This is a genomic window from uncultured Microbulbifer sp. (genome assembly GCF_947504145.1).
Taxonomy (GTDB): Bacteria; Pseudomonadota; Gammaproteobacteria; order Pseudomonadales; family Cellvibrionaceae; genus Microbulbifer.
Window position 1 is genome coordinate 466,643 of the sequence record NZ_CANNGQ010000004.1, and the last position, 16,536, is coordinate 483,178.

Consider the following 16,536-nt stretch of genomic DNA (forward strand, 5'->3'; position numbering starts at 1 on the left):
GAGATTGTGGTGTCCGAGCAAAAAACCAGCGGATCTAGCCCCGCGCAGGACCTGAGCACCTTCCAGGGACTGATTTTTACCCTGCAGGAATACTGGGCGCGCCAAGGGTGCGTCATTCTACAGCCTCTGGATATGGAAGTGGGCGCCGGTACTTTTCACCCCGCCACCTTCCTGCGCGCCATCGGCCCGGAAACCTGGAACGCCGCCTATGTGCAGCCCTGCCGCCGCCCCACCGACGGCCGCTACGGTGAAAACCCCAACCGGCTGCAGCACTACTACCAATACCAGGTAGTAATGAAGCCTTCCCCGAGCAATATCCAGGAACTGTACCTGGACAGCCTGCGCGCCCTGGGCATCGACCCGGCGGTGCACGATATCCGCTTTGTGGAAGACAACTGGGAATCCCCCACCCTGGGTGCCTGGGGCCTCGGCTGGGAAGTGTGGCTGAACGGCATGGAAGTGACTCAGTTCACCTACTTCCAGCAGGTGGGCGGAATCGAATGCTACCCGGTCACCGGTGAGATCACCTACGGTATCGAGCGCATCGCCATGTACCTGCAGGGTGTGGAATCTATCTACGACCTGGTGTGGACCCGCAACGCCGACGGCACCCCGGTGACCTACGGCGATGTGTTCCACCAGAACGAAGTGGAAATGTCCCACTACAACTTTGAACACGCCGATGTGGAATTCCTGTTTGCCACCTTCGATCACTGCGAACGCGACAGCCAGCGCCTGATCGAGCTGGGCCTGCCGCTGCCCGCCTACGAGCAGGTTATGAAGGCATCCCACGCCTTCAACCTGCTGGACGCACGCCACGCCATTTCCGTGACGGAGCGCCAGCGCTTCATCCTGCGTGTGCGCACCCTGGCACGTGCGGTGGCACAGGCGTATTTCGATGCACGCAAATCCCTCGGCTTCCCGATGGCCGACGAGAAAATCCGCAATGAGGTAATGGCTCAGGCAGAAAAAGCCGAAGCCAAGGGCAAAGCGAAGAAGGAGAAGAAGTAATGGCTCAGGATTTTCTGGTTGAGCTGGGCACCGAAGAGCTGCCCCCCAAAGCCCTGCACACACTGATGCAGGCCTTCGCCGACGGGATCGAACAGGGGCTGAAAGACGCCGAGCTCGCCTATGGCGCCGTCAAGGCCTACGCGAGCCCCCGCCGCCTTGCGGTTGCGGTCAGTGATCTGGCTGAACAACAACAGGATAAGCAGATTGAAAAGCACGGCCCTGCAGTGGCTGCGGCTTTTGATAAAGACGGCAACCCCACCAAAGCTGCCCAGGGTTTTGCCCGCGGCGCCGGTGTCAGTGTTGATGAACTGGCACGCGTACAAACCGACAAGGGTGAGCGCCTCGCATTTGTGAGTGAGCAGAAAGGTGAAGCGACCAAAAACCTGCTGGGCGATATTGTCGCCGCATCACTGGCACAGCTGCCAATCCCAAAACGTATGCGCTGGGGCGCGCGCAAAGAAGAGTTTGTACGTCCGGTGCACTGGTTGCTGATGCTGTTGGGTACCGATGTAGTCGAAGCCGAAGTCCTCGGCCTGCAATCCGGCAACACTACCCGCGGCCACCGTTTCCACTGCAATCGCGAATTGCCCGTAGCCTCCGCCAAAGACTACGCTCAGAAGCTGCTGGATCCCGGATACGTAGTCGTGGATTTTGCCGAGCGTCGCGAGATGATTCGTGAACAGGTACAGGCCGAAGCCAATAATGTTAACGGCGAAGCTGTGATCGACGACGATCTTCTGAACGAGGTGACCGCACTGGTGGAGTGGCCAGTGGCGCTGACCGGCCGCTTTGAGAAGCGCTTCCTGGATGTGCCCGCGGAAGCCCTGATCTCTTCCATGAAAGAGCACCAGAAATATTTCCACGTGGTAGACGAAGACGGCAAGTTAATGCCCTTCTTCATCACCGTTTCGAACATTGAAAGTACCGACGCAAAACAGGTCATTGAAGGCAACGAGCGGGTGATTCGCCCGCGCCTGTCCGATGCGGCCTTCTTTTTCGATACCGATAAAAAAACCAGTCTCGAAGCGCGACGGGAAAAACTCAAGTCCATCGTGTTTCAGCAAAAGCTGGGCACCGTGTACGACAAGACCGAACGTCTCGCCAAATTGGCCGCCGCGATCGCCGAAAAAATCGACGGCGATACCGCGCTGGCACAACGCGCTGCGCAACTGTGTAAATCCGATCTGGTTACCGAAATGGTATTCGAGTTTGCGGACCTACAGGGCATTGCCGGTTACTACTATGCGGAAAATGACGGTGAACCACTGGACGTGGCCAAGGCCATGTACGAGCAATACATGCCGAAATTTGCCGGCGATGAACTGCCGGTAAGCGAAACGGGCACCATCATCGCACTGGCGGATCGCATTGATACGCTGGTGGGTATTTTCGGTATTGGCCAGCCACCCAGTGGCTCCCGCGATCCTTTTGCACTGCGCCGCGCCAGCCTCGGGGTACTGCGACTGCTGGTCGAGAAAAATATTGATCTGGACCTGCGCGAACTGCTGACGCTGGCGCGCGACGGCTATCCGCGCACCGCACTGGCGGAGCATGACACCGTGGTGGAACAGACGCTTGCGTATATGATCGAGCGTTTCCGTGCGCGCTTTGAGGATGCCGGTATCAAGGCAGAAGTATTCCTCGCGGTATCCGCGCGCAAACTGTCCCGTCCGCTGGATATCGACAATCGCGTAAAGGCCGTGCACAGCTTCAGCCAACTGCCGGAAGCAGAAGCGTTGGCCGCCGCCAACAAACGCGTATCCAATATTCTGGCAAAACTGGATGGCCCGGCACCGAGCGAGGTAGACCAATCCCTGCTGCAGGAAGATGCGGAAAAAGCCCTGTATCTGGCCATTCGCGATGCCGAAGAAGCGGTGGCTCCGCTGTACGCGGAAGCCCGCTTTGAAGAGGGCCTCGCCGGTCTTTCCGGCCTGCGCGAAACCGTGGACAACTTCTTCGACAGTGTGATGGTGATGGCGGACGACGAGCAGCTGCGCAACAATCGCCTGGCGTTACTGGCGCAGTTGCGTGCCCTGTTCCTGGAAGCCGCTGACATTTCTATGCTGGCGCCAGCCAAGTAACTGGGCATTCGCCATGGCTATTATCGTTCTCGACCGCGATGGTGTGATCAACGAGCACCGCGACGATCATGTAAAAAACGCCGACGAGTGGATACCCATTTCCGGCAGCATCGATGCCATGGCTCGCCTCAGCCAGGCCGGCCATCAGCTGGTGGTCGCCACCAATCAATGCGGGCTCGCTCACGGCCACTTTGACCTCGACGATCTCGAAGCCATGCACGCAAAACTGCGCGCACTGGTGGAAGACGCCGGCGGCGAGGTGGCCGGAGTTTTCTACTGCCCGCACCGCAAAGAAGACGAGTGCCGGTGCCGCAAACCAAAAGCCGGCCTGCTGGATGTGATCGAAGCGGAATTCGATACCAGCCTGCACGATTGTTACTTTGTGGGCGACCGTATCAGCGACCTTCAGTGTGCTGTCGCCAAAGGTTGCAAGCCGGTATTAGTGAAAACCGGATGTGGTGGACAGACCCTGCTGTCATTGATAGAAAACCCCGATCCCCAATTAATATCTACTGCAGTATTTGACGATCTGTCGGGCTTTGCGGATTTCGCTTTGCAATAAACCGTACAGACGTACCAGTCTTTTCTCGGGATTCGCGATTAGTTTTGCGACAGTATTGTGAATTCCCCGACTTTTTTCTCACTAAATAATCCGATTCACGCCAGCGTATTGCCTCACCGAGTTGGTTTCCGTAGAAACCATATAGAGGGATCCTGTGCCGCGTTCTTCACGGAAGAAAAACAACAACGCGCCACGCTCCTTTCTTGAAGGAAAGAGAGGATCAGAGGTTACGGAACGACCTTATTACTCGGGCTTCGCTGTACTGGTTACCACCAGCAGAATGCTCTTCCGGTTCGCTCCGTCTCGATCTTTTCCGCCTATCTTACGGAACCACTGGCCACCATTTGCCAAAAGCAAACCGGGTGCCGGTCTATTTTTTACGGGGCAACTCTATGAGTTTTTTGCGTACATCCAGGTCTCGCGCGAGACGTCTGGGGGGAAAACCTGTTGGCGCTATTTTCGGTGCCACACTCTCGGCAATACTTTCCACTCTTCTATGCACTACTTCCATATCCGCATTGGCAGATAGCGAGAGTTCACTACCTGCGCCGGCCGAAAAAAAGAAGAAAACCTACATCGTTCAGCTGGCAGACAAACCCTTGATCGCCTACGAGGGAAATATTCAGGGCCTCGCAGCCACCAAACCATCGCGCAACACCAGACTGGATTTTTCCAGCGGTGCGATAAAAAACTACCGTGCATTTCTCTCCGAGCGCCGACAGCAGGCGCTGGACGCGATCCCCGGAGCGCGCAAGGTGCACGATTATCAGGTAGCGTTCAACGGTTTCGCCGCGCAGATGACCGCCAAGCAGGCGGAGTTGCTGCGCGATCGCAAAGATGTGCTCGGTGTTTGGGAGGATCAGCTGATGAAGCCCCAGACCAATTCGACTTACAGCTACCTCGGGCTCGACAGAACGCCCGGACCCTGGCTGCTGGGAGCCACCGGTGAAGATGTGGTGATCGGCGTGATTGACTCCGGTATTTATCCAGAGCACCCGAGCCTCGAAAATACTCGCACGCCGAAGCGCGGTCATCGCGGCCGTCGGATTATTTACGACGAGGTGCCGGAAAGTTTTACCGGCACTGGCTGTGAATTTGGCAATACCGAATTCAATGCCGCCGACCTCCCGTTTGACTGCAACAACAAACTCGTCAAGGCGCAGGCGTTTTCCGACGGCTTTCTTTCCGTGAACACGCTGGCCGACTATGAATTCCTTTCTGCGCGGGATGCAGACGGCCACGGCACCCATACCGCCACCACGGCGGCGGGGAACTACGGTGTTGAAGGCATGATGAACGGCGAAGCCACCGGCACCCTGAGTGGTGTTGCACCGCGCGCGCGTGTTGCCGTGTACAAGGTGTGTTGGGATGCACCCAACCCCGACGACAGCGGCTGTTTCTCATCGGACTCCATGGCGGCCATCGATCAAGCCGTTGCCGACGGTGTGGATGTGATCAACTTCTCCGTAGGCGGTGCCAGCACCCTGTTCAACGGTCCGGATGATATTGCCTTCCTGTTTGCCGCCGACGCCGGTGTCTTTGTCGCAACGTCTGCGGGCAACTCCGGCCCGGGCAGTGAAACGATCGGCACACCATCCGGTGTACCCTGGATTACTGCCGTCGGTGCCGCCGAAGACAACCAGAGTTTTGGTACCGGTCTTGAAGTGTCGGCACCGTCCGAACTCGCCGGTATTCTGGAAGGCCTGCAAGGCTCTGGCCCGGTGCAGCTTTCTGATACCGGCGCGATTGCGTCGGACGTGGTGAATGCCGAACCCCTCGACGGATGTACGCCACTCACCAACGCCGCTGCCATGGAAGGGAAAATTGCGCTGGTGATTCGCGGTGCCTGTGCGTTTAGCGACAAGTACAACCAGGCGGCTGCCGCCGGTGCCCGCGCGATCGTGGTGTTCAATGACGGCACGGCGCCGGATCGCATCGACCCGATCACTATGTCAGCACCGGACACTACCATCCCCGGGATCATGATCCGTCACCCGGATGGCGCGGCACTGGCAGCGGCGAGCGATACAGCCGGCAGTCTGAGCCCGGATATTCAGGTTCCTCGCGACAATCGCACCGCCGGTTTTTCTTCCCGCGGCGCCAACGCTGGTGCACCAGACATCATCAAGCCCGATATCACTGCACCTGGGGTCGGGATTATTGCCGGCATTTCCCCAGTGGGCAGCGGCGAGACCTTTGGCGCCCTGAGTGGCACCTCCATGTCCAGCCCGCACATTGCCGGAGTGATGGCATTGCTGAAGCAGGTGCACCCGGACTGGACACCAGCCATGGCACGCTCAGCGCTGATGACCACCGCGCGTCAGGATATGAAGAAGTCCTTTGGTGATGAAGCGGCGGACCCGTTTGATATCGGCGCTGGCATGGTTCAACCGGCCAATGCCTTCTTCCCCGGTCTGGTCTATGACGCTGGCCTGCTGGATTACTTTGCCTTCCTGTGCGGTGCAGAACTGCAGCCGACGCTGTTGCCTGCATCGGACTGTGACGCCCTGGAAGGTCTGGGCTATTCCACCGATTCGTCGGACCTGAACCTACCATCCATCGGGATCGCCGAACTGGTAGGCAGTCAGACGATTACCCGCCGCGTGACCAGCGTAGAGAAAGGTACTCGCTGGTACTGGGCCCAAGTGGAAGCGCCGGCGGGAATCGACGTTCAGGTGTCGCCGCGTATTCTGCGCTTGAAAGAAGGCGAGTCGGCAAGCTACCAGGTAACCTTTACCGCAACTTCGGAAGCGGCCACGGATCAGTGGGCATTTGGTGCACTGAGCTGGTCTCAGGGCTTCCGCAAAGTACGCAGCCCCATCGCGGTGAAACCGGTAGCGATTTCTGTTGCGTCTTCCATGAGCGCAGCAGGCACTGCGGGCAGCCTGGAGATTCCACTCGCGTTTGGCTATGACGGTAACTACAGCGCATCCATCAATGGTGTAGCGGAGGGATTGCCTTTCGGTGGTGCCGTTGAAGATGGTGCCGACGACCTCATCTTTTTTGAGGTGCCCGAGGGAACCAGCTTCAGTCGCGTCGCACTTTTCGATGCGGACGTGGGCGCTGGGGACGGCTCCGACGATCTGGACCTGCAGGTGCTCGGACCGGATGTGGCAGGTTTCCCATTAGTCGGGTCCAGCGGCACACCGACGTCTGCGGAGCAGGTGGATATGGTGAACCCGGCACCCGGCCTCTATGCGGTGTTCGTTGTGGACTACGCATCGGCACCCGGACCGACCCCCTACACCCTGTTTAACTTCAACCTCCAGGGTGACAGTGGCAACACACAACTGGATGGCCCCGCCAATGCCACCGTTGGCGGTGATGGAGTCTTGCATCTCGAATGGATGGGGCTGAGTGGCGGCACTCGCGCGCTCGGCATCGTGCAGCACGAGAGTGACTCGGGTGTAATTGGCACCACGGAAGTGTCTATCAATACGCGTTAATCTCCGCAAATATTGAGTTCGCTAAGCCCGGTGGCGTTTCGCTACCGGGCTTTTTTGTTGCCGTATTCGCTATGGTTAACTGGTTGGTGGATCGATGGTTTCACACATTCTGTTTTTGCTTGTATTCCACGCATCAGATACCAACAATGGCGCCCCGAAATACATTCTCAGCAATACCTCAGTCAATCTGGAGCCGGACCGTGCAACAACTCATCCTGAACCCCCGCGCCGAGCGGCGCCTCAAGCTCGGCCACCTGTGGATTTACAGCAACGAGGTGGATACCGGCCGCAGTCCGCTCAAAGGTATCGAGCCCGGTAGCCAGTGCGAAATTCTCGACAGCAAAGGGAAAAGCCTGGGCTACGCGCTGACCAATCCCAACCAGCTTATTTGCGCCCGCCTGGTATCGCGCAAGAGTCCATTCACCACCAAGATGCTGAAGCGCAGGCTGGAATCGGCACTGGCACTGCGCGAGCGCTACTTTCCCCACCCCAGTTACCGGATGGTGTATGGCGATTCGGATGGGCTGCCCGGTCTGGTGGTAGATCGTTTCGGCGACTATCTGGTGGTACAGATCAGCAGCTGGGGCATGGAAAACCTGGTACAGGAAATCGTCGATACGCTGATCGCACTGGTACAACCCGCCGGTGTTCTGCTGCGCAACGACCACCAGGGCCGCAAGGTGGAAGAACTTCCAGAAGTGTGCGAAGTCGCCCACGGTGAGGTTCCGCAGATGGCGCCCTTTCAAGAGAACGGCGTGGCACTGCTGGCGCCGGTTTACGAGGGACAGAAAACCGGTTGGTTCTACGATCACCGGGACAATCGCGCACGCCTGAATCAATGGGTCAAAGGTCACAAGGTGCTGGATCTGTTCTCCTATGCCGGCGGCTGGGGTGTGCAAGCACTCGCTCACGGAGCCAGTGAGGTGACCTGCGTGGATGCCTCCGCACAAGCGCTGGACTGGTGCGAGGAGAATGCCGCACTGAATAACCGTCAGAGTGACCTGGTTACTATTCAGGGCAAGGCGGTCGATGCGATGAAAGAATTGATCGCTGAGGGACACCGGTACGACGCCATCGTGCTGGACCCACCGGCGTTTATCAAACGGCGCAAAGACCAGAAATCTGGCGAGTCAGCCTACCGCCATATCAACGAACTGGCATTGCGCCTGTTAGAGAAAAACGGCCTGTTAGTAAGTGCTTCCTGCTCCATGCACCTGGAATCAGATACTCTGCTGGAGATCTTGCGCGGTGCGGGTCGGCACCTGGAAAAACCCATCAGCATCATCGGCAGTGGCGGCCAGGGTGCGGATCACCCTATTCACCCGGCGATACCGGAAACCCGTTATTTGAAGGCGCACTTTGTGCACCTCAGTGCGTAAACCGGCATAAAAAACCCGGCAAATTGCCGGGTTTTTTATGTGCTTCTTAGAAGCGGTAAGTCACGCCCACAGACGCCGTGCGCGGTCGATTGGCTCGGGCGCCGTCCGGCGCGCGGTTGATAATGGCCTGCTCGTCCAGAAGATTATCCACTTTCAGATAGCCAGCGAGATCGCCGCTGAAATCGTAGTGGGCGGCGGCATCCATTACCCACAGGGAGTCGGTACGGCTGAACAGATCGGGGGCACCGCGGTTGCAACTGTTATCCACACACATGTCGTCCTGATAGGCGGCAGTGAGATTGACGCGCCACTCGGCGCCACTGTCAATTCCAGTGGTTACCGCAAAGACGCTCTCAGGCAAATAGGCAAAATTGTCGCCTTTCGCCAGGCCATCCACGCCGCCGGAACTGACAAACTCGAGGCTGTCTTTACTGATTTCCGCATCCGTGTAGGTGTAGCTTGCCTGCAATGGAATCAGCCAGCCGTTGGCCAGTGCCCACTGGCCGGCAAGCGTTGCTTCCAACCCCTGAATTTCAGATTCTCCCAGTGCGTAGCTGCCACTGTCGTCACCATTGGCACAGGGAACAGCAACGGAGCAGTTCTGCACGGTGCTTTCGTAGTCGCTGTAGAAGCCAATCAGTTCCAGTTGCAGGTCGCCGTTGTCGAAGCGCACACCACCTTCGTAGTTGGTGGAAAGATCGCCGGCTTCGCCATCGGAAGATCCGCTGCCGGGAGGCGCAAAGCCGCGGTGCACACCGGCGAGCAGGGTAATTGATTCACTGATCGTATAGGTGGCGCCCAGACCGGGCAGCCACTCACTCAGCGAGTTGCCGCGATTGCTGCCTTTTTCGGTACGATCTACATCGTTGTAGCGCTGCTGACGGGTTTCCATATCCTCGTAACGCAGGGTGGCGGTCAGTGCCAGGGCGTCGGAGAACTGGATCTGGTCGTATACAAACAGGGATGTGGCATCGGCTTCGCCAATGCGGTTGTCACTGGAACCGGGATCACTGATGCCCTGAAACACCAGTTCGCCGTCGATCTGGCTGTAGTTCTCTACCGGCTGGAAGCGGTCGATTTCGTCGTAGTGGCTGCGCACACCGAATTCCAGATCGTGATCGATGGTGCCGGTCTGAAATTGCCAGTTAGCGCTTACTTGCACGCCGCGCGAGACATAGTTGCGATCGTTGTGCTTGATACCAAAGTCATGGTCCACGGTGCCGTCGAGGATACCCTGGGCATTCGCATCACCGTCGTTGGCATCGGCAATCAGCCCACCGAGACTTACCTTGAACCAGTCGCGTTTGAACTTGTTGTAGTAGGCCTGTGTGTTCAGGCTAAAACTGTCACTCAGCGCAATGCTGTGGTTCAACTGAACGGTGCTGTGGCGATTCTCCATTTCATCCAGCGCGCTGATGCCGTATCGACGGTTCGGGTCTGCCGCGAAATCAGCATCGGTGAGCCCGAGGTAGCTCATACCGGATTCTTCTTCGGAGTACTGCAGTTTGATATCCAGCTGCTGTGGGTACTTGGTGCCTTCCGGAGAGTTCACTCGTCCCTTTACCAGATAGTCTTCCTTGGCAATATCTGCACTGCCGGCGCGGTCGATATCACGGAAGCCGTCCGCTTGCTGTTGGTGCGTTTCCACCAACCAGCCCATCGTTTCGGTGCTGTCGCCATAGTAGGTGTGCAGGCGGTTTTCGCCGTACTGACCGGCCTCGAGCTGTACGCTACCAGCGGTAGTTTCCGGGATCGGGGTACTGATCATGTTCACTGCACCGCCGACCGTAAACGGGCCGTATTTCAGGGTCGCCGGGCCTTTCAGCACTTCGATACTGTTCAGGCGGCCGGCGGTGGGGAAATAGTAGGCTTCCGGCGCGGAATAAGGTGCCGGGGCAACCAGTACACCGTCCTCCATCAAAGATATCTTGCCTGAACGGCCGCCGTCTGCACCGCGAATACCGATGTTGGGACGCAGCCCGTAACCATCCTCTTCACGCAGATACACACCGGGGACCGCGCGCATCATCCGGTTGATGTCGACAAACTCAAACTTCTCCAGATCTTCAGCACTGACCAGATGTGCAGAACCCGGCAATTTGCGGATTTCCTCGCTATTACCCAGCACCGAGATGGTCTCCAGTGACTCTGCTTTGTCGGCGGCGACGGCGTTGCCGCTCAGGCCGGCGATCAACGCCAGGGAAAGTGGAGTGAGGTGAAAACGGGCCATTGGCTCTCCTTAGTCCAATCCTATAATTAATATTTGTAATGAGAACGATTGTATTTTATTTAGCGTTCTTTGTCAGTAAATGACTGGACTTTTAGTTGTACGTATGTACAAGAAATAATTATCGAGAGGTTTTGATTTCTGCGGCAACTAGCCTCACCAGTGTCTGTCTTGGTCTTCTCGCGGTACGGTTTGAGATGACATCGGCCGAGCCTACTATGGGCCGTTACATCCGTTGTCATTCGGAGCCTAGAACTATGCTGAGACCGCTTCAGGAATCCGACATTGAACGCCTTTCTCAACTCTGGCTGCACCTGGCCTGCAGCAGCCATCCCAGCTTGCCGGTACGATTCTGGATGGGACAGGCCAAGGACCTCCGCCGTCAGCTCACGGCACAGCTCCGTGCCCGTGGGGCAAATCCCTCAGGTGAGAACCACTGGGTCTATACGCGGCCGGGCAGTGACTTTGCGGAGGGACTGGTGACCATCAGCGACAATTTGCGGGTGGAGACGATTTTCGTTTCCCCTGGGGAGCAGGGTCGCGGTGTGGGTAGCGAGCTAATGGAGCAGGCTAAATTCGGCCGTATCCAGCTTGAGACCTGTGTACTGGAAGAGAACCTGCGCGGGCGCTATTTCCTGCAGCAGCACGGGTTTTCGGAGAGCGAACGCACCTTCAATCAGGCAGCGAATCAGGATGAGATTGTAATGAACTGCCGGGTAGCCTGATTGCTGGCTGCAAGATTAATATTGGCCAGGAAGAAATAGACGTAAAAATCTGTATTCGATCGCACCTGTAAAAAAGCCCGGGACGCGTCGCGTCCCGGGCTGTTTCTAGTGCAATGTTATTGCCAAATCAAACGTCGAGATTTTCGACCGACAGCGCATTGCTTTCGATAAACTCCCGGCGGGGCTCCACCTGGTCTCCCATCAGGGTGGTAAAGATCTGGTCTGCGGCAATGGCGTCTTCCACTGTTACCTGCAACATTCGGCGGGACTCCGGATTCATGGTGGTATCCCACAGCTGCTCCGGGTTCATCTCACCCAGACCTTTATAGCGTTGGATGCTGTAGCCGCGACGGCTCTCGTTCATCAGCCAGCTCAGCGCTTCCGGGAAACTGTTCACCGGCTGCTGTTTCTCACCGCGCTGAATGTACGCGCCCTCTTCCAGCAGGTCCTGCATCTTCTCACCCAGCTGGCAGATGGAGCGATATTCGGCGGACTCGAAGAACTCGTGGCTGACGGTATAACGGCTGCTGACACCGTGGGCCACAATATCAATGGTCGGCAGATACAGGTTGCGCTCGGTATCTTCGGTAATGGAAACCCGGTGGCGACGGCCGCCGCCCTCTCCCTGCTGCTCGAGCAGATCCTGAAGCTTGGTCGTCCATTTGGTCAAAGCTTCTTCAGATTGCAGGTCTTCCGGTTTGACGCTTGGCAGGTACACCATGCTCTGCAGGACTTCTTCCGGGTACAGGCGCGACAGACGGTCGATGGTGGCCATCACCGCGCGGTACTCTTTCACCAGAGACTCCAGTGCAGTACCCGACAACCCTGGTGCCTCGGGGTTTACGTACAGTGTGGCGCTTTCCAGAGCAGCATTGGTCAGGAACTGGGTCAGTGCCGCTTCGTCCTTCAGGTACTGCTCCTGCTTGCCCTTGCCGATCTTGTACAGCGGCGGCTGGGCGATAAAGATATGGCCGCGCTCGATGAGCTCCGGCATCTGGCGGAAGAAGAAGGTCAACAGCAGGGTGCGAATGTGCGCACCATCCACGTCCGCATCCGTCATGATGATGATGGAGTGATAGCGCAGCTTGTCCGGGTTGAACTCGCTCTTGCCGATACCGCAGCCCAGTGCGGTAATCAGGGTGCCCACTTCTGCGCTGGACAGCATCTTGTCAAAACGGGCCTTTTCTACGTTCAGAATCTTACCCTTCAGCGGCAGGATCGCCTGGGTGCGGCGATCCCGCCCCTGTTTGGCTGAGCCGCCGGCGGAGTCACCCTCCACCAGGTAAATTTCGGAAAGCGCCGGGTCTTTCTGCTGGCAGTCCGCCAGTTTGCCGGGCAGGCCCGCGATATCCAGGGCACCCTTACGACGGGTCATTTCCCGGGCCTTGCGCGCCGCTTCACGAGCGCGTGCGGCGTCGATCATCTTGCCCACAACGGCTTTGGCTTCCTGTGGGTTCTCCAGCAGGTAGTCGTTGAACGAGATACCCATCTCCTGCTCAACGGCAGGTTTCACTTCCGAGGAAACCAGCTTGTCTTTGGTCTGGGAGGAGAATTTCGGGTCCGGCACTTTCACCGAAATTATCGCGGTCAGGCCTTCGCGGGCGTCGTCACCGGTGGTGCTGACCTTGTCTTTTTTGCCGACCCCTTCTTTCTCAATGTAGTTGTTCAGCCCCCGGGTCAGGGCAGCGCGGAAACCGGCCAGATGGGTACCACCGTCGCGCTGGGGGATATTGTTGGTGTAGCAGTAGATATTCTCCTGGAAGGAGTCATTCCACTGCAGGGCTACTTCCACGGCAATACCGTCTTCCCGCTGGTTCTGGAAGTGCAGAACCTTGTTAATCGGCGTCTTGTTCTGGTTCAGGAACTCGACAAAAGCGCGCAGACCACCCTCGTATTCATAGATTTCCTCTTTGCCACTGCGCTCGTCCCGCAGCACGATACGCACACCGGAATTAAGGAACGACAGTTCGCGCAGACGCTTGGCCAGCTGCTCAAAGTGGAATTCAATATTGGTGAAAGTGTCTGCGGAGGGCTTGAAGTGGACTGCGGTACCGGTGGTTTCGGAGTCTCCCACAACAGTCAGTGGCGCGTCGGGCACACCGTGGCGATAAACCTGTTCGTGGATCTTGCCACCGCGGCGAATGGTGAGTTTAAGCTCTTCTGACAGAGCATTTACCACGGATACGCCCACGCCGTGGAGGCCGCCGGATACCTTGTAAGTGTTGTCATCGAATTTACCGCCGGCGTGGAGCACGGTCATGATCACCTCGGCAGCAGACACGCCCTCTTCCGAGTGTATTTCGGTAGGAATACCGCGGCCGTTATCCGAAACACTGATGGACTCATCCGGGTGGATGGACACGCGAATTTCGTCGCAGTGACCGGCGAGCGCTTCGTCAATAGAGTTATCTACTACCTCGAACACCATATGGTGGAGGCCAGTGCCGTCGTCCGTATCGCCGATATACATCCCCGGGCGCTTGCGCACCGCATCCAGGCCTTTTAGTACCTTGATGCTACTGGAATCGTAGTTATTCTCTTCCGACATTCTGTTGCTCCATTAACGCCGACTGTCGCCTGGCCTTATTCTCTGAGTTTTGAATTCTTTCCGGCACTACGCCCAGCGCCTGGCTGGTTGTCAGGCCTCGGCGGCTATTGCTCAATAGCCACTGGGCTCACAGTGCCATGTTCCACGTGGAACAATCTTGGCTCACTCCACGGATGTGGTAGCTGTAACCACGGACGAGCCGTCATCTGATGATCTATACCAGTAACCAGTACCTGACTGGCACAATCGCTGACCCAGCGCGCAAACTGCTCCTGGTTACCCTCGTCCAGCTCAGACGGAAGATCGTCTACCAGAAAGATGGGACGCTGCCGCTGTGCTTCAGCCACCGCCGCCGCCATCGCGGTACGTAACGCACATACCGCCATTTTCTGCTGCCCACGTGATAAAACCGCGTGGGCAGGCTGCCCGTGTATCACGAACCGTATATCCGCTCTATGCGGGCCAACACGGGTAAAGCCCTGTGCGACATCGGCTTCCAGCGCTGTCTGAAGGGCTTCAGCAAGACTAGATTCCTTTTTCCAACCGCTGCGATAGTGGATATCGAGCGCACCAAATACCGCCTCAGGTAACTCTTGCAACCGAGCCTTGAAAAGACCGTATAGCCGCTCAAATACCTTCCTACGAAGCGTATCGACTATCTGGCCGCTGGCTGCCAACTGCTGATCCCACGGCAACAGTAAATTAGGGTCGATTTTACCACGACGGAGCAGTGCATTGCGCTGCTTCAATGCACCTTGATAGGCCTTCCAGTGCGTGCTGTAGGAATGTTCCACGTGGAACACGGTCCAGTCCAGCAGCTGTCGCCTGATACCAGGTCCGCCATCCAGCGCAGCAAAGCTTTCGCTGTTAATCACCTGCAGTGGCAAGCAGGATGCCAGTTGAGAGCTACTTTCAGCGGGCGACTGGTTGATACGAATACGCCCCTGACCGTCACGGCGCTTCTCCACCCCGAGCGTGTTGCCGCCCTCAAGCCGCGCGAACGCAGTCAGCGCTTCCTGTTCATACTGAATCACGGTCTGGCTTTGCCGAGAGCGGAAGGATCGCCCGGTACCCAGCATGTGTACCGCCTCCAGCAATGAGGTTTTACCACTGCCATTCGCACCGCAGAATAAATTCACTGCCGGCGCCAACTGAAGGTCCGCGCTCGATATATTGCGAAAACTGGCGAGGGCCAGCCTGGTCACAGCCATAGAGATCCACCGGCAAAAACCGCATACCCCATACGAAAAGACCGCCACCCTTCCGAGGTAGCGGTCTCAACGAGGCCAAACAGGCCGTTAACGTAGCAAATCAAGATACGAAATCCCGTTGCCAATCCCCACAAACAGGCGAGCCATCAAAGACGCATCGGCATAATGACATACACCGCGTCGCCCTCCTCAGGCTGCTGCAACAGTGCACTACTGTTGGCATCACCAAGGCCCACACGAATCTGGTCACTGTGAATCGCGGCAGTCACGTCGAGCAGATAACCCACGTTGAACCCGATCTCGAGCGGATCGCCGTGGTAATCCACCGCCAGCTGCTCTTCCGCCTCTTCCTGTTCCGGGTTGTTTGCCACAATCTGCAACATGCCCTCGGAAAGCTGCAGGCGCACACCGCGATATTTTTCATTGGAAAGAATGGCCGCCCGCTGGAACGCCTGGCGCAGCGCAACCCGGTCCGCAAAAATTTCATTGCCGGTACCGCGCGGCAGAACACGCTCGTAATCCGGGAACTTGCCGTCAACCAGCTTGGAAGTGAAGGTAAAAGGCCCACTATTTACGCGAATATGGTTGTTGCCGAGCACCACCTCGGCGCTCGCATCGGTATCTTCCAGCAGGCGACCCAGCTCGAGAACGCCCTTGCGCGGCACAATAGCCTGAATCGGCGACTCTACATTAAGCCCTGGTGCGTCGCGATCGCACAGCGCAAGACGGTGCCCGTCAGTCGCCACCGCGCGCAGCTGCTGCGGGCGACACTCCAACAACAGCCCGTTCAGGTAATACCGCACATCCTGCTGCGCCATGGCGAAGCCTGTGGCCTCGATCAGACGGCGAATTTCCCGCTGAGAAATCGTAAAACGGCTCTGCGCGCTGGTCTCCTCCTGGTTCGGGAAATCACTGGCAGGCAGCGTGGACAGCTGGAACCGGCTGCGACCACTGCGCAAAATCAGGCGCTCGCCATCTCGCTCAAACTTCAATTCCGATCCATCGGGCAGCGAGCGGCAGATATCCAGCAACTTGCGAGCGGGAACCGTAACTTCCCCCTCCATTTCTGCGGGCTGATCCAGTTGCAGGCGGCCGATAATCTCAACCTCGAGATCGGTACCAGTCAGGGACAGCTCCTGCCCCTGTAGCTGCAGTAGCACGTTCGCCAACACCGGCAGGGTCTGACGCTTTTCTACCACGCCCGCTACCAGCTGCAGCGGTTTTACCAGGGCATCGCGGCTTACGCTGAATTTCATAGTTATCGCCTTGATCTCAGTTAGGTCTTTCTGGTTCTTCCAGCGCAAACAAAACACACCGTTCGCGCAAAAATTCGTTAGTTATCAAAC

Annotated in this window: 10 protein-coding genes; 6 read left to right on the plus strand and 4 right to left on the minus strand. The window is 57.5% G+C overall.

Translation table 11 applies throughout. The annotated features are described in order from the left end of the window. Window positions 1-9: 9 nt before the first annotated feature. From glyQ to Q1A74_RS15330, 5 genes are all read left to right on the plus strand, one after another. Window positions 10-1,011 carry a glycine--tRNA ligase subunit alpha gene (gene glyQ / locus Q1A74_RS15310; RefSeq protein WP_299598105.1) on the plus strand — a complete coding sequence of 334 codons (1,002 nt, stop codon included), beginning with the start codon at window positions 10-12 and terminating at the stop codon, window positions 1,009-1,011. Beyond that, on the plus strand, window positions 1,011-3,092 hold the full coding sequence (gene glyS, locus Q1A74_RS15315; RefSeq protein WP_299598108.1) for a glycine--tRNA ligase subunit beta: 2,082 nt from the start codon (window positions 1,011-1,013) through the stop codon (window positions 3,090-3,092). The genes glyQ and glyS overlap by 1 nt, the downstream gene beginning before the upstream one ends. Before the next feature lie 13 nt (window positions 3,093-3,105). Further along, on the plus strand, window positions 3,106-3,654 hold the full coding sequence (gmhB, locus tag Q1A74_RS15320; RefSeq protein WP_299598111.1) for a D-glycero-beta-D-manno-heptose 1,7-bisphosphate 7-phosphatase: 549 nt from the start codon (window positions 3,106-3,108) through the stop codon (window positions 3,652-3,654). A gap of 518 nt (window positions 3,655-4,172) precedes the next feature. Then, entirely contained in the window at window positions 4,173-7,100 is a 2,928-nt protein-coding gene (locus Q1A74_RS15325; protein WP_299598114.1) for a S8 family serine peptidase, read from the plus strand. Window positions 7,101-7,300: 200 nt separating this feature from the next. Then, entirely contained in the window at window positions 7,301-8,479 is a 1,179-nt protein-coding gene (locus tag Q1A74_RS15330) for a class I SAM-dependent rRNA methyltransferase (protein WP_299598117.1), read from the plus strand. Between the two features lie 46 nt (window positions 8,480-8,525). On the opposite strand, the gene Q1A74_RS15335 is transcribed toward Q1A74_RS15330, so the two are convergent. Continuing rightward, the gene (locus Q1A74_RS15335) at window positions 8,526-10,709 is read right to left on the minus strand and encodes a TonB-dependent receptor (RefSeq protein ID WP_299598120.1); all 2,184 of its coding nucleotides are present in this window, start codon (window positions 10,707-10,709) and stop codon (window positions 8,526-8,528) included. Between the two features lie 254 nt (window positions 10,710-10,963). Here Q1A74_RS15335 and Q1A74_RS15340 point away from each other — a divergent pair, with 254 nt between their 5' ends. Then, entirely contained in the window at window positions 10,964-11,431 is a 468-nt protein-coding gene (locus tag Q1A74_RS15340) for a GNAT family N-acetyltransferase (protein ID WP_299598122.1), read from the plus strand. Window positions 11,432-11,558: 127 nt separating this feature from the next. On the opposite strand, the gene gyrB is transcribed toward Q1A74_RS15340, so the two are convergent. From gyrB to dnaN, 3 genes are all read right to left on the minus strand, one after another. Next, window positions 11,559-13,979: a DNA topoisomerase (ATP-hydrolyzing) subunit B gene (gyrB, locus tag Q1A74_RS15345; RefSeq protein WP_299598124.1), complete on the minus strand. Its 2,421-nt coding sequence runs from the start codon at window positions 13,977-13,979 to the stop codon at window positions 11,559-11,561. Window positions 13,980-14,083: 104 nt separating this feature from the next. Beyond that, window positions 14,084-15,190, minus strand: a complete 1,107-nt coding sequence (gene recF / locus Q1A74_RS15350) for a DNA replication/repair protein RecF (RefSeq protein WP_299598127.1) — start codon at window positions 15,188-15,190, stop codon at window positions 14,084-14,086. 146 nt (window positions 15,191-15,336) lie between these two features. Then, window positions 15,337-16,446 (minus strand): DNA polymerase III subunit beta, encoded by a 1,110-nt coding sequence (gene dnaN / locus Q1A74_RS15355; protein ID WP_299598130.1) that lies wholly within the window; start codon window positions 16,444-16,446, stop codon window positions 15,337-15,339. Window positions 16,447-16,536 lie beyond the last annotated feature (90 nt).

Excerpts from the sequence above, each read along its gene's own strand:
- dnaN (WP_299598130.1), bottom strand. The coding sequence starts at position 16,446 with ATGAAATTCAGCGTAAGCCGCGATGCCCTGGTAAAACCGCTGCAGCTG.
- gyrB (WP_299598124.1), bottom strand. The coding sequence starts at position 13,979 with ATGTCGGAAGAGAATAACTACGATTCCAGTAGCATCAAGGTACTAAAA.
- glyS (WP_299598108.1), top strand. The coding sequence starts at position 1,011 with ATGGCTCAGGATTTTCTGGTTGAGCTGGGCACCGAAGAGCTGCCCCCC.
- Q1A74_RS15340 (WP_299598122.1), top strand. The coding sequence starts at position 10,964 with ATGCTGAGACCGCTTCAGGAATCCGACATTGAACGCCTTTCTCAACTC.
- Q1A74_RS15335 (WP_299598120.1), bottom strand. The coding sequence starts at position 10,709 with ATGGCCCGTTTTCACCTCACTCCACTTTCCCTGGCGTTGATCGCCGGC.
- gmhB (WP_299598111.1), top strand. The coding sequence starts at position 3,106 with ATGGCTATTATCGTTCTCGACCGCGATGGTGTGATCAACGAGCACCGC.
- recF (WP_299598127.1), bottom strand. The coding sequence starts at position 15,190 with ATGGCTGTGACCAGGCTGGCCCTCGCCAGTTTTCGCAATATATCGAGC.